The organism is Ancylobacter sp. SL191, assembly GCF_026625645.1.
Classification (GTDB): Bacteria; Pseudomonadota; Alphaproteobacteria; order Rhizobiales; family Xanthobacteraceae; genus Ancylobacter.
Genome location: NZ_CP113056.1, coordinates 4,177,338 through 4,189,797 on the forward strand (window position 1 = coordinate 4,177,338; position 12,460 = coordinate 4,189,797).

12 protein-coding genes are annotated in these 12,460 nt (G+C 65.7%); 7 read left to right on the forward strand and 5 right to left on the reverse strand.

Annotated elements, in window-relative coordinates; translation table 11 throughout:
• Positions 1–90 precede the first annotated feature (90 nt).
• Positions 91–606 carry an SRPBCC domain-containing protein gene (locus tag OU996_RS19105; protein ID WP_267583169.1) on the forward strand — a complete coding sequence of 172 codons (516 nt, stop codon included), beginning with the start codon at positions 91–93 and terminating at the stop codon, positions 604–606.
• Between the two features lie 120 nt (positions 607–726).
• Here OU996_RS19105 and OU996_RS19110 read toward each other — a convergent pair whose 3' ends face one another.
• Entirely contained in the window at positions 727–1,371 is a 645-nt protein-coding gene (locus tag OU996_RS19110; protein WP_267583170.1) for an outer membrane protein, read from the reverse strand.
• A gap of 393 nt (positions 1,372–1,764) precedes the next feature.
• On the opposite strand from OU996_RS19110, the gene OU996_RS19115 reads away from it, so the two are divergent.
• Together OU996_RS19115 and OU996_RS19120 are read left to right on the forward strand one after the other, a co-directional pair.
• Entirely contained in the window at positions 1,765–2,859 is a 1,095-nt protein-coding gene (locus OU996_RS19115) for a polysaccharide pyruvyl transferase family protein (RefSeq protein WP_267583171.1), read from the forward strand.
• Positions 2,860–3,031: 172 nt separating this feature from the next.
• Positions 3,032–3,625 carry a L,D-transpeptidase gene (locus tag OU996_RS19120; protein WP_267583172.1) on the forward strand — a complete coding sequence of 198 codons (594 nt, stop codon included), beginning with the start codon at positions 3,032–3,034 and terminating at the stop codon, positions 3,623–3,625.
• Positions 3,626–3,739: 114 nt separating this feature from the next.
• On the opposite strand, the gene OU996_RS19125 is transcribed toward OU996_RS19120, so the two are convergent.
• Complete coding sequence (locus tag OU996_RS19125; RefSeq protein ID WP_267583173.1) at positions 3,740–4,120, reverse strand: DUF971 domain-containing protein; 381 nt, start codon at positions 4,118–4,120, stop codon at positions 3,740–3,742.
• 321 nt (positions 4,121–4,441) lie between these two features.
• Between OU996_RS19125 and moaA the strand changes: the two genes are divergently transcribed.
• The 3 genes from moaA to OU996_RS19140 all read left to right on the forward strand — a co-directional run bounded on the left by moaA (position 4,442) and on the right by OU996_RS19140 (position 7,808).
• Positions 4,442–5,428 carry a GTP 3',8-cyclase MoaA gene (gene moaA, locus OU996_RS19130; RefSeq protein WP_267585761.1) on the forward strand — a complete coding sequence of 329 codons (987 nt, stop codon included), beginning with the start codon at positions 4,442–4,444 and terminating at the stop codon, positions 5,426–5,428.
• Between the two features lie 151 nt (positions 5,429–5,579).
• A complete protein-coding gene (locus OU996_RS19135) occupies positions 5,580–6,770 on the forward strand; it encodes an MFS transporter (RefSeq protein ID WP_267583174.1) in 1,191 nt (396 codons plus the stop codon).
• Positions 6,771–6,884: 114 nt separating this feature from the next.
• Entirely contained in the window at positions 6,885–7,808 is a 924-nt protein-coding gene (locus tag OU996_RS19140) for a DMT family transporter (RefSeq protein WP_267583175.1), read from the forward strand.
• A 72-nt stretch (positions 7,809–7,880) separates the two neighbouring features.
• Here the strand turns inward: OU996_RS19140 and OU996_RS19145 are convergent, their stop codons facing one another.
• From OU996_RS19145 to OU996_RS19155, 3 genes are all read right to left on the reverse strand, one after another.
• Positions 7,881–8,981: a TRAP transporter substrate-binding protein gene (locus OU996_RS19145; RefSeq protein WP_267583176.1), complete on the reverse strand. Its 1,101-nt coding sequence runs from the start codon at positions 8,979–8,981 to the stop codon at positions 7,881–7,883.
• Positions 8,982–9,029: 48 nt separating this feature from the next.
• The gene (locus tag OU996_RS19150) at positions 9,030–10,154 is read right to left on the reverse strand and encodes a TRAP transporter substrate-binding protein (protein WP_267583177.1); all 1,125 of its coding nucleotides are present in this window, start codon (positions 10,152–10,154) and stop codon (positions 9,030–9,032) included.
• Between the two features lie 123 nt (positions 10,155–10,277).
• Positions 10,278–11,369 (reverse strand): TRAP transporter substrate-binding protein, encoded by a 1,092-nt coding sequence (locus OU996_RS19155; RefSeq protein WP_267583178.1) that lies wholly within the window; start codon positions 11,367–11,369, stop codon positions 10,278–10,280.
• A gap of 257 nt (positions 11,370–11,626) precedes the next feature.
• On the opposite strand from OU996_RS19155, the gene OU996_RS19160 reads away from it, so the two are divergent.
• On the forward strand, positions 11,627–12,454 hold the full coding sequence (locus tag OU996_RS19160; RefSeq protein ID WP_267583179.1) for an isocitrate lyase/PEP mutase family protein: 828 nt from the start codon (positions 11,627–11,629) through the stop codon (positions 12,452–12,454).
• The last annotated feature ends 6 nt before the right edge of the window (positions 12,455–12,460 follow it).

The window sequence follows — 12,460 nt, forward strand, 5'->3', positions numbered from 1 at the left end:
CTCGATGCATTATTGGCGCTATATCTAACTCTCCTGCTAGGCACGCAACAGAGAATGGATGGAGCGGGCGCAACCCGCAGGAGAAACAACATGCAGGAGATCACCTGGCCGCAGGATTATCTGCCCGGCTTCACCGACAATTTCGCGTCCAATGAAGTGATCGTGGCGGGCCTCGGCGCCGCCGATGTCTGGCCTCTGCTGGCCACCGCCCCGCTTTGGCCGAGCTACTATGCCAACTCCGCCAATATTCGATTCTATGACGGCAAGGGCCCCGAGCTGGCGGACGGCACGCGGTTCTATTTCGAGACCTTCGGCTTCCCGGTCGAGGCAGAGGTGGTCGAGTTCGTCTCGCCACACAACGGGCAGCCCGGCCGCGTCGCCTGGCATGGCTGGGCTGGCGCGGGCGATGCGAGACTGGACGTTCATCACGCCTGGCTCGTCGAGGATCTGCCGGGCGGCCGCGTGCGCATCCTCACGCAGGAAACGCAAAGGGGAAAGCCGGCCGAGGAACTCGCCCGCGCCAAGCCCAACCCGATGATCAATGGCCATCAGGATTGGCTGGAGGGACTTGCGGCCGCTGCTCTCCAGCGCAAGAGCGAGCGCTGAGCGCACAGCCTTCCCTGCCCCAAAACAAATCGCCCGGACGTGCCGCCGTGAAGCGGTCCATCCGGGCGAGTTGGTCGTCAGGCTCGGCAGATCGGCCACAAGGCCGATCGGAGAACCGGATCAGAAGCGGTAGTTGATGCCGGCCCGCACGGAGCTGAAGGACACGTCGACATCGCGGCCGAGATATTCCTCGCTGCCGAGGTCGGTCCACAGATACTCGACCTTGGCGCTCCAGTTCGGCGAGAAGGCGTATTCCGCGCCGGCGCCAACCGTGTAGCCGACATGGGTGTTGCTGTCGGAACCGCCGCCGGCGAGATAGTTGAAGTCGATCTCGTTCTTGCCATAGGCGAGACCGCCGGTGACATAGGGCAGGAACATGTCGAAGGCGTAGCCGAGGCGGGCACGCACCGTGCCGAAATAGTCCATGCTGCTGTTGAGCGAACCGCCGTCGACGAAGTCATAGCCGGTGTTCAGGTCAGCGTATTGCAGGTCGGCCTCGATGCCGAACACCACATTGTCCCACTGCCAGTTATAGCCGATCTGGCCGCCGACAATGGCGCCATCCTGGCCGCCGAGATCGAAGCCATTGTCGAAGTCCGAGCTGCCCCAGCCATAGCCGGCATTCGCGCCAATATAGAAGCCCTGCCAGGTGAAGACCGGAACGGGGGCGATGTAGGCCGCCGGCGCCTTGACCGGGAGGTCCGCCGCGAAGGCCGTTCCGCCCATCAGCACCACTGCAACCGCGGAGAGTGAAAACTTATGCATCGGGAGACCCCTCAGGTTTACGATATTGGCCAAAGCCTAACATCGTGAAATAGCATCAACTAGTGCATGAAAAGCACAGATAGACATTTCACTTACAACAAAATTACGCCAATTACATACGCAAATAGCATCATGATACCTGGATATGGTACGATAATGCTTAGATTTTGCTTCAATGATTACTAATCGACCAACGGCACCAGCAAGGTTTTATTAACCCGACCAGACGACCCCACCGATCGGCCCGGACTTGCCGCACCGCATTGCCCCACGCTCAGGTTGTATTTCCGGCGTGAGGGTCACCCGATGTCATGGTATTTCGCTACGCATTGCCCCATCCCCCAAAGTAGTCGCACAGTCGCGCATCAACCCCGAACACCCTGTGGAGGTTCCATGCGCGGCTTGATCGACGATATCGCCCGAGAGAACGGCAGCATTCCGCTGGGATGGGCTGGTTCGACTATGCAGATGAATTATCTCAATTTCGGCGATGCTCTCAGCCCGGTGATGGTATCGCTGGCAGGCGGGCTGCCGGTACATCGCGTGCCCACCAAGTCGAGTTCGCCCCGCATGGCGGCGGTGGGCACCATCGGCCACGGCTTCGCCGGCGGCGACGTGTATTTCTGGGGCACCGGCTGCTCGAACTGGCTGAACCCCGGCAAGGGCGCCGAGCGCCAGCCCTTCCTTCCCTCGCCCGACAGCCGCTTCCATGTGCGGGCAACGCGCGGCCCGGTATCGGAAAGGCTTCTGAATGGCGGCGGCACGGGCAGCGGCATCCATGGCGACCCGGTCTGGCTGCTGCCGCAATTTTACGCGGCACCGGTCAGGAAAAAATGGAAGCTCGGCTGCATCCTGCATCTCTCCGAACTGGCCGACCGGGACTATGAGGCTCACCCGCACGCGGCGGACCTGCGCTATGTCGTGCCGGCGGAATTCACGGACGACGTCCACCTCATCACCACCGTCACGCCCATCACGATCGACGGGGTGCGCGACAAGATCGACGAGATCCGCGCCTGCGAGCGCATCGTCTCCACCAGCCTGCACGGCATGGTCATCGCCGAGAGCTACGGCATTCCGTGCCTGTATTTCTCACCGCAGGGCGACACGCCCGGCCCGATCGACCTGGCGCTGGAGCCCGATGGCAATGTCGATCTGCGCATCGTCGATCTCTACCGCGGCATGGGGCGGGAGACGCTGCGCGCCTTCGGCCAGCCGCGCACGCGGGCAACCGATTGGGGACGGCTGATGGCCGATATCGACGCAAACTGGCGCCCCATCGACCTCAGGGACGCCGATGCGCTGCTCGACGCCCTGCCCGTCGCGCCCGCCCCATTGGAGGCCCCGCCCGGCGGCAGCGTCTGGGATCACCCGGTCATTCGCTCTTTGGTGCTCCAGCACGATGTCACGCAGCTCAGGCGCGACGACAAGGCCGGCAGCCCGAAGCCGGTCCGCACGACGGCGAGGGGTGTGGCCGCCGCGCCATAGCGCGCCATAAACCGGCGGTGACGGCGGACGTTGGGGCCGCAACCAGCCGCCATAGCATTATTTCAAAATTCAAAGCATCGACGGATGGCTGCCGATGCGGCAACAATCGGCAAGGCTCGGCACAGCGTCAGGGGTTGACGCGCATGCCGGCGCAGTGAGCCGAGAGGTCAGGATGCGAGTGACGAAGTGGGCAGCGGTGGCGCTGGTCGCCGCGCTGGGGTGGATGGGGGCCGCGCCGGCTTCCGCGCAGACCCTGGCTTTGAGCAATGTGTTTCCCAAGCCGTATGATTTCGGCATCGGCCCGAAGAGCGGCTATGGCGGATCGCCGATCCGCCGCACCACCGTGCGCTATGAGGGCCCCTATGCGCCCGGCACCATCGTGGTGAACACCGCCGAGCGCCGGCTCTATCTGGTGCAGCCAAACGGCACGGCGCTGAAATACGGCATCGGCGTCGGCCGCGACGGCTTCCGCTGGTCGGGCGTGAAGACCATTACCCGCAAGGCCGAATGGCCGGGCTGGACCCCGCCGCCGCAGATGCTGCAGCGCCGCCCCGATCTGCCGCGCTACATGCCCGGCGGCATCGACAACCCGCTCGGCGCGCGCGCCATGTATCTGGGTTCCTCGCTCTACCGCATCCACGGCTCGAACGAGCCCGAGACGATCGGCCAGGCGGTGTCCTCGGGCTGTTTCCGCATGACCAATGACGACGTCACCGACCTCTACAGCCGGGTGAATGTCGGCACCAAGGTCATCGTGCTGAACTGACGCTGGCTAAACGTCATCCCGGACGGCCGCAGGCCGGTCCGGGATCGTCACGGGAATGGAGGGCGATCCCGGCTCTCCGGCTTTGCCTTCGGCCGGGATGACGGCGCTGATTCATCAGTGCCGGCGCACCGTCCCCGGCAGGTCGCGGGAGAGGTTCTTGGCGGCGAGTTCCTGCTGGTAGCGCGGCCAGCGCGTCGGGTGCTCGCGGCCGAGCTGGTGGAACGTGTCCCAGGTGTAGATGCCGGTCGAGTGGCCGTCGTCGAAGATCAGCCGCACCGCATAATTGCCGACCGGGATTACCTCCTGAATGCGTACCTCGCGCTTGCCGGAGACCAGCTGGCGGTCGGCCGGGGAATGGCCCTGAACCTCGGCCGAGGGGCTTTCGACCCGCAGATATTCCGCGCTCAGCGTGAAATTGGCGCCATCCTCGAAGGCGATGGTCAGGGCACCCTTGTCCTTGTGGATCTTGATCTCGGTCGGCCAGGCGTCGGTCATGGCGTGTCCCCTTGCTTGTCCCTGCGCGTGCGCCTCCCACATAGAGGCGGGCGGGCCGCTCGCCAAGGTGGGGCGAGGCAAGGTGCGCGAGCCAAGCGCCAGCATGCGGGCCGGGAAGACCTCACCGTCAAGTGACCGTCAAGTGGCTCCGGCAATCGCCCGATAGGGTTCAGCGCCTTGGCACGGTACGGCGGACCGATTAGAAATGATAGAAATTGACGCCACTTAACCCACCAGGGGGCGGCGTCTCGGGAGCCCAGCGTGAGCCGACCGGAAGTCATCATCGACCAGTTCCAGCGGGAGGCGCCGCGCGCCCCGCTCATGGACACGTTCGGCCGCGCCGTCAGCTATCTGCGCGTCTCCGTCACCGATCGGTGCGATTTCCGCTGTGTATACTGCATGGCGGAACACATGACGTTCCTGCCCAAGCCCGAACTGCTGACGCTGGAGGAGCTGGACCGCCTGTGCTCCGCCTTTGTCGTGCGCGGGGTGAAGAAGCTGCGCCTCACCGGCGGCGAGCCGCTGGTGCGCCGGGACGTGATGACGCTGTTCCGTTCGCTCTCGCGCCACCTCGATTCGGGCGCGCTGGAGGAACTCACCCTCACCACCAATGGCTCGCAGCTCGCCCGTTTCGCCGGCGATCTCGCGGCCTGCGGCGTCAAGCGCATCAATGTCTCGCTCGACACGCTGGACCCGGCGAAGTTCCGCGCCCTCACCCGCTGGGGCGACCTGTCCAAGGTGCTCGCCGGCATCGACGCCGCGCAGAACGCCGGCATCCATGTGAAGCTCAACGCCGTCGCGCTGGCCGGCGATAACGAGGCGGAAATCCCCGCCCTCATCGAATGGGCGCATGGGCGCGGCATGGACATCTCGCTCATCGAGGTCATGCCGCTGGGCGAGACCGGGGCCGAGCGGCTCGACCAGTATCTGCCGCTCTCCACCGTGCGCGAGAGGCTGGCAGAGCGCTGGACGCTGGAGGACATCCCGTTCCGCACCGGCGGCCCGGCACGCTACGTCTCGATCAAGGAGACCGGCGGCCGGCTCGGCTTCATCACGCCGCTGACGCATAATTTCTGCGAGGGTTGCAACCGGGTGCGCGTCACCTGCACCGGCACGCTCTATATGTGCCTCGGCCAGGACGACGCGGCCGACCTGCGCACCCCGCTGCGCGCCTCCGAGAGCGACGACCGGCTGCACGCCGCGCTGGACGACGCGATTTTCCGCAAGCCGAAGGGCCACGATTTCGTGATCGACCGTCCCGGCCGCCCGCCCGCGCTGCGCCGGCACATGAGCGTTACCGGCGGCTGAGCCCGCCGCCCTCCCCGCCTGCTGCCCGCCTGCCGCATGGGTGCTTCCCGCCACGCTTTATTGCTGCGCTGCAACAGGATGTGCATAGCTCTCGGCCATCCGTAGAGCTACCTAGCTTCCTCCTGATTCTCTTTTCCGGGCGTGATAGACCATGCAGCTCCCGCTGTTGGCTTTGGCCATGGCTTCCTTCGGCATTGGCACCACTGAATTCGTCATTATGGGGTTGCTGCCCGAGGTGGCCGCCGATCTCGGCGTCTCCATTCCGGCGGCGGGGCTGCTGGTCACGGGCTATGCGCTCGGCGTCGTGGTCGGCGCGCCCATCGTCGCCATCATCACCAATTCCCTGCCGCGCAAGGCGACACTGATGGGCCTTGCCAGCATGTTCGTGCTCGGCAATTTCCTGTGCGCCATCGCGCCGGATTACTGGTTCCTGATGGCCGCGCGCGTCGTCACCGCCTTCTGCCACGGCGCCTTCTTCGGCATCGGCGCGGTGGTGGCGGCGAGCCTCGTGCCGGTGAACCAGCGCGCCAGCGCCATCGCGCTGATGTTCGCGGGGCTGACGCTGGCCAATGTGCTGGGCGTGCCCCTCGGCACCGCGCTCGGCCAAGCCTGGGGCTGGCGCTCCACCTTCTGGGCGGTGGTCGCGATCGGCATTCTCGCGGTCAGCGCCATCGCGCTCTGGGTGCCCCGCGACATTCCCCACAGCGCCGGCAACATCTTGCGCGAATTCGCCGTGCTGAAGCGCCCGCAAGTGGTGCTGACCATGCTGATGAGTGTGCTGGCCTCGGCGAGCCTGTTCACCGTCTTCACCTATATCGCGCCGCTGCTGCGCGAGGTCACCGGCCTCACCCCGCACACCGTCACCTATGTGCTGCTGCTGTTCGGTGTCGGCATCACCATCGGCAACATCCTTGGCGGGCGCCTCGCCGACTGGCGGCTGATGCCCTCGCTGATGGCGAGCTTCATCGGCCTCACCGTCGTGATGGTCGCCATGGTGTTCACCAGCGCCGTCGTGGTGGCCGCCATCGCCACCGTCTTTGTGTGGGGCATCCTCGTCTTCGCCGTGGTGCCGCCGATCCAGACCCGTGTGGTCGACGCGGCTGTGGGCGCGCCGAACCTTGCCTCGACGCTCAATCAGGGCGCCTTCAACCTCGGCAATGCCGCCGGCGCTTGGATCGGCGGCGCGGCGATCACGGTCGGCATCGGCTATGCGGAACTGCCATGGGTTGGCGCGGCGCTGGCGGTCGGCGCGCTCGGCCTGTGCATGGTCTCGCAGGCGCTGGAGCGGCGCGATGGTGGCCTCGTCAGCGCCGCGGAAGCCCCGGCATGCGAAGAGTGCTGAGCTGACCCGCAAGTAACGCGGAGCCGAAAACAGCTTTGCGTAAGATCTCGTCTTTATTCCGACGCGATCGGCGAGCCCTTATACGCCTTCACCTCTTTCGGCTTTCGCGTTCCCATGCACCCCTCGACCCTTCTGCGCCGCGGCATCCTCCTGATGATCGCCGGCTCCTGCGTCTTTGCCGCCAATGACGCCTTCTCCAAGCTCGCGCTGGCGCATATCCCGCCCTCGCAGATCCTCGCTTTGCGCGGGGTGATGGCGATCAGCTTCCTGGTCGCGATCATGGCGTGGAAGCGCGAGACCGGGATGCTGCGCTACGCGTTCGATGCGCGGGTGCTGCTGCGCGGCGTGCTGGAAGCCATCGTGGCGATGCTGTTCATCACCGCCATCGTTTCCATGTCCATTGCCGACGCGACCGCCATCATTCAGGTCGCTCCGCTCGCCACCATGGCGGCGGCGGTGCTGTTCTTCGGCTCGCGCATCCGGCCGCTGGAATGGGTCGCGGTGGGCGTCGGCTTCGTCGGCGTCACGCTGATCGTCAAGCCGGGCAGCTCGGCCTTCGATCCGATGGCGCTGCTGCCGCTGGGCGCCGCCCTGCTCATCGCCATCCGCGATTTCGTCACCGGCCGCATCGGTGCGCATGTGCCGACGCTGGTCGTCACCTTCGCCACCGCCGGCATCGGCATGCTGATCGGCTTCGCCGGCAGCACGGTGGAGGACTGGCAGGCGCTCGACCTGATGACGCTGGGCTATCTGCTCGCCGGCAGCATCTCGCTCATTGGCGGGCACATGCTCACCATCGCCGCCTTCCGCGGCAATGATCCCGCCGCCATCGCGCCCTTCCGCTATGCGGCGGTGGTGTGCTCGGTCGGCATTTCCGCCGCCGTGTTCCACGCCATGCCGGACTTCGTCTCGCTCATCGGCATGGCCGTCATCATGGCCGCCGGGCTGTTCTCCATGAGCCAGCACCGCCCGGCCCCGCATGTCGTCGCCACGCCGGTGCTCGACACCCTGCCGGACGAGCCGCGCAAGGCGGCCTGATCCTCACGTGCCTGCCAGAATGAAAACGGGCCGCCCTTGGGGCGGCCCGTGTCGTTTCAGGCGTATGGGCGATCAGCCGCGCGTGCGGGCGCGGATCATGTAGCCGTCATACGGATACTCGCCGACCTGCCACCACAGATACTCCTCGTTGCGGAATGCCAGCATCGAGTCGTAGATCGTCTTGAAGTCCGCGTTCTTGGCGGAGATCTCGCCCATCAGCGCGGTGTTTTCCTTGTAGGCGGCGTCCATCAGGTCCGCCGGGAACGGGCGCAGCTGGGCGCCGCCCGCCACCAGCCGGCGCAGCGCGCCGGGGTTGCGCGCGTCATACTTGGCCAGCATGTCGGCATTGGCATAGGCCGAGGCCGCCTCGAACGCCGCCTGATAGGCGCGCGGCAGCTCGTTCCACGCCGCGAGATTGGCGACGAAATGGATGGTCGGGCCACCCTCCCACCAGCCGGGATAGTAGTAATAGGGCGCGACGCGGTTGAAGCCGAGCTTCTCGTCATCCACCGGCCCGACGAACTCGGCCGCGTCGATCGTGCCCTTCTCCAGCGCCGGGTAGATGTCGCCGCCGGCGAGATTCTGCGGCACGAGGCCGAGGCGCGAGAGCACCTGGCCGGCAAGGCCCGGCAGGCGCATCTTCAGTCCCTTGATATCCTCGACCGACTTGATCTCCTTGCGGAACCAGCCGCCCATCTGCGCGCCGGTATTGCCGCCGGCAAAACCGATGACGCCGGACTTGGCGAGGAAGGCGTTCTGCAGTTCGTTGCCGCCGCCATGGTAGAGCCACGCCGTCTGCATCCGCGCATTGAGCCCGAAGGGCATCGTGGTGAAGGGCGCGAAGGCCGGGTTCTTGCCGATATAGTAATAGAGAGCTGTCTGGCCCATCTCGACCGTGCGGTTCTGCACCGCGTCGAATGCCTGCAGGCCGGGCACGATCTCGCCGGGGGCGAAGACGTCGATGGTGAAGCGCCCATCGGTGGCCTCGCCGACATATTTCGACAGCAGCAGCGAGGCGCCATAGATGGTGTCGAGCGTCTTGGGGTAGCTCGAGGTCAGGCGCCAGCGGATCTGCGGCGCGCTCTGGGCGATGGCGGGCGCGGCCAGCGTCGAGGCGGCTGCGGCAAGGCCCGCGCCCTTCAGCAGGCGGCGGCGGGACGTCGAGGTCGTCATAGCGGTTCCTTCTGCTTTTCTTGGCGCGGCCGCGCGGGCAGCCGTGCCTCAGCCCTTGGTGCGGGCGCGGATCATGTAGCCGTCATAGGGGTATTCGCCAACCTGCCACCACAGATACTCCTCGTTACGGAAGGCGAGGAGCGAATCCATGATCTTCTTGAAGCCGGCATTCTTGGCGCCGATCTCGGCATAGAGCTCGGTTGTCGCGGTGTAGGAGGCGTCGATGAAGCTCTGCGGGAAGGGGCGAAGCTGCGCGCCCGCCGCCACCAGCCGGCGCAGCGCCGCAGGGTTGCGGGCGTCGTACTTCGCCAGCATGTCGGCATTGGCATAGGCGGTCGCCGCCTCGAAGATTGCCTGATACGGCTTGGGCAGTTCGTTCCACTTCGCCCGGTTGACGATGACGTTCATCGTCGGCCCGCCATCCCACCAGCCGGGATAGTAGTAATAGGGCGCGACCTTCACGAAGCCGAGCTTCTCGTCATCATAGGGGCCGACCCATTCGCAGGCGTCGATCGTGCCCTTTTCCAGCGCGGCATAGATGTCGCCCGGCGCGATCTGCTGCGGCACGACGCCGAGCTTGGCGACCACCTGCCCGGCAATGCCGCCGATGCGGAATTTCAGCCCCTTGAAGTCGGCGACGTCCTTCACTTCCTTGCGGAACCAGCCGCCCATCTGGGTGCCGGTATTGCCGCCGAGGAAGCCGACGAGGTTGTATTTCGCCAGCACCTCGTCCTGCAGCTCGCGCCCGCCGCCATGGTAGTACCAGGCGTTCTGCTGGCGGGCATTGAGACCGAAGGGCACGGTGGTGAAGCAGGCGAAGCTCGGATCCTTGCCGAGATAGTAATAAAGCGGGGTTTGCGCGACCTCGACCGTGCCGTTCTGCACCGCGTCGAGCGCCTGAAGGCCCGGCACGATCTCGCCGGCGGCGTAGTTCTGGATGACGAAGCGCCCGTCGGTCGCCTCGCTCACATATTTCGACACCAGCTCATTGGCGCCGAAGATCGCGTCCAGCACCTTGGGCACGCTGGAGGTGAGGCGCCAGCGCACCTGCGGCGCGCTCTGGGCGATGGCGGGCGCCGCAATGGCGGTGACGGCGGCGGTGGTCGCGAGACCCGCGCCGCGCAGGACGGTCCGACGCCCGAGCGCCGCGCCTTTCGGAGACTGCTGTGTCATGGCGGCTTTTCCTGTCACTTCCCGCCGGGCGATGCAACCGCAACCCCGTTACAGCCGCATCACATGACAATGCCCGGGAGAGACCCCCGGGCATTGCATTCGGTTGGTTGTCGTGACCTCGCCTCAGCCGCGCGGGCGGGTGCGGATCTGGAAGCTGTCGAAGGTGTATTCGGCCACCTGCCACCACAGATTCTCTTCATTGCGGAAGGCCTGCATGGTGTCGATAACCTTCTTGAAGTCCGGGTTCTTGGCGGAAATCTCCGCCCAGAGCTCGTTGGTCGCCTTCAGGCAGGCTTCCATGACTTCCGTTGGGTAGGGGCGAAGCTGCGTGCCATTGGCCACCAGGCGCTTGATCGCCGGGGGGTTCTGCACGTCGTAGCGCGCCTGCATGATGGTGTTGGCATAGGTCGAGGCCGCCCGCAGCGCCGCCTGGTAGGGCTTGGGAAGCTCGTTGTACTTTTCGAGATTGGCGAAGGCGTGGATGGTCGGGCCACCTTCCCACCAGCCGGGATAGTAGTAGAACTTCGCCACCTTGTAGAAGCCGAGCTTCTCGTCGTCATAGGGGCCGATCCACTCGGCGCCGTCGATCGTGCCCTTTTCCAGCGCCGGATAGATATCGCCGCCGGCGATCTGCTGCGGCACCACGCCGAGCTTGGCCATCACCTGCCCGGCGATGCCACCGATGCGCATCTTCAGGCCGTTCATGTCGGCGACGGTCTTGATCTCCTTGGAGAACCAGCCGCCCATCTGCGCCCCGGTATTGCCGCAGGGCATGCCGAACACGTTGTACTTCTTGTAGAACTCGTTGAAGAGCTCATTGCCGCCATTCTGGTACAGCCAGGCGTTCTGCTGGCGGGCATTCAGGCCGAACGGCACCGAGGCGGCCACCGCGAAGGTCGGATCCTTGCCGACGAAATAATACGAGACGGTGTGGCACATCTCGACCGTGTTGTTCTGCACGGCGTCGAGCACCTGCAGGCCGGGCACGATCTCACCGGCCGCGAAGACCTGGATCTGGAACTTACCGTCGGTCAGTTCGGAGACCATCTTCGACATGACGTCCGCGCCGCCATAGATGGTATCGAGCGACTTCGGGAAGCTGGAGGCGAGGCGCCATTTGATGTCGGGGGCGGACTGGGCGATGGCCGGCGCGGCGATGGTGGTGGCGGCAGCCGCACCGGTGCCGGCGGCGGCCAAGAACTGACGGCGCTTCATGCTGTCTCTCCTGATGGGATTTCCTCACGGCGCGGTTGGCGCATTGGCGCGCTTCCACACACGATTTTCTGTTCGACCTAACTGGTACGCCACGGATTTCCGCAACGCAACGGCGCGGAATGTGCGCCTTTTGTCGAGGGGTGCCCCGCCCCCCGAAAACAGCACGAGATCGCGCGAGAACGGTCTTCGGCAAGATTGTTCTTGTTTTGTTCGTATCTGTAATCTACCGTCGCGGCATTGGTAACGAGGGCCATGAGATGACCGGCAAGGGCGAGGCCTTTCGGGCGCTGCATCACGCGCCCGGTGCGTTCATCATTCCGAACCCGTGGGATGTCGGCACGGCGCGCATCATGGCGACGCTCGGCTATCGCGCCCTTGCCACCACCAGCGCGGGGCTGGCCTTCTCCCTGGGCGTCGCCGACGGCAAGCTCACGCCGCAGATGATCCTCGACCATTGCGCGATCATGGTGCGTGCCACCGATCTGCCGGTGTCGGCAGATCTGGAAAAGGGGCTGGGCGACAGCCCGGAGAGCAGCGCGCAGACCATCCGCGCCGCCGCCGCCCTCGGGCTGGCGGGCGGCTCGCTGGAAGATCACACCGGTGACCCGGCCGCGCCGATCTATGACCTGTCGCTTGCCACCGAGCGCATCGCCGCCGCGGCCGAAGCGCGCGACAACCTGCCGGCGGATTTCGTGCTGACCGCCCGCGCGGAAAACTACCTCTGGGGACGCCCGGATCTCGACGACACTATCGCCCGGCTCCTTGCCTTCGAGGCGGCGGGCGCCGACGTGCTCTACGCCCCCGGCCTGCCCAGCCTTGAGGCCATTCGCACCGTCTGCGCGGCGGTGTCCCGGCCGGTCAATGTGGTGGTGGGCATCGGCCCGGCGCGCTTCACGCGCGATGAACTGGCAGAGGCCGGCGTAAAGCGCATCAGCATCGGCTCCAGCCTCGCCCGGCTGGCCTATGGCGAGACCGCCCGCACCGCGCGCGACATGCTGCGGGACGGGCGGTTCGATTTTCTCGACCGGACAATGGGCTTTGCCGAGATCGAGGCGTTCTTTGCGCCATTCGAGGAGCGGGGATGACTTCCC

What these genes read in the sequence shown, in the direction of transcription:
- OU996_RS19105 (WP_267583169.1), top strand. Translation starts at nt 91, where the DNA reads ATGCAGGAGATCACCTGGCCGCAGGATTATCTGCCCGGCTTCACCGAC.
- OU996_RS19110 (WP_267583170.1), bottom strand. Translation starts at nt 1,371, where the DNA reads ATGCATAAGTTTTCACTCTCCGCGGTTGCAGTGGTGCTGATGGGCGGA.
- OU996_RS19115 (WP_267583171.1), top strand. Translation starts at nt 1,765, where the DNA reads ATGCGCGGCTTGATCGACGATATCGCCCGAGAGAACGGCAGCATTCCG.
- OU996_RS19120 (WP_267583172.1), top strand. Translation starts at nt 3,032, where the DNA reads ATGCGAGTGACGAAGTGGGCAGCGGTGGCGCTGGTCGCCGCGCTGGGG.
- OU996_RS19125 (WP_267583173.1), bottom strand. Translation starts at nt 4,120, where the DNA reads ATGACCGACGCCTGGCCGACCGAGATCAAGATCCACAAGGACAAGGGT.
- moaA (WP_267585761.1), top strand. Translation starts at nt 4,442, where the DNA reads ATGGACACGTTCGGCCGCGCCGTCAGCTATCTGCGCGTCTCCGTCACC.
- OU996_RS19135 (WP_267583174.1), top strand. Translation starts at nt 5,580, where the DNA reads ATGCAGCTCCCGCTGTTGGCTTTGGCCATGGCTTCCTTCGGCATTGGC.
- OU996_RS19140 (WP_267583175.1), top strand. Translation starts at nt 6,885, where the DNA reads ATGCACCCCTCGACCCTTCTGCGCCGCGGCATCCTCCTGATGATCGCC.
- OU996_RS19145 (WP_267583176.1), bottom strand. Translation starts at nt 8,981, where the DNA reads ATGACGACCTCGACGTCCCGCCGCCGCCTGCTGAAGGGCGCGGGCCTT.
- OU996_RS19150 (WP_267583177.1), bottom strand. Translation starts at nt 10,154, where the DNA reads ATGACACAGCAGTCTCCGAAAGGCGCGGCGCTCGGGCGTCGGACCGTC.
- OU996_RS19155 (WP_267583178.1), bottom strand. Translation starts at nt 11,369, where the DNA reads ATGAAGCGCCGTCAGTTCTTGGCCGCCGCCGGCACCGGTGCGGCTGCC.
- OU996_RS19160 (WP_267583179.1), top strand. Translation starts at nt 11,627, where the DNA reads ATGACCGGCAAGGGCGAGGCCTTTCGGGCGCTGCATCACGCGCCCGGT.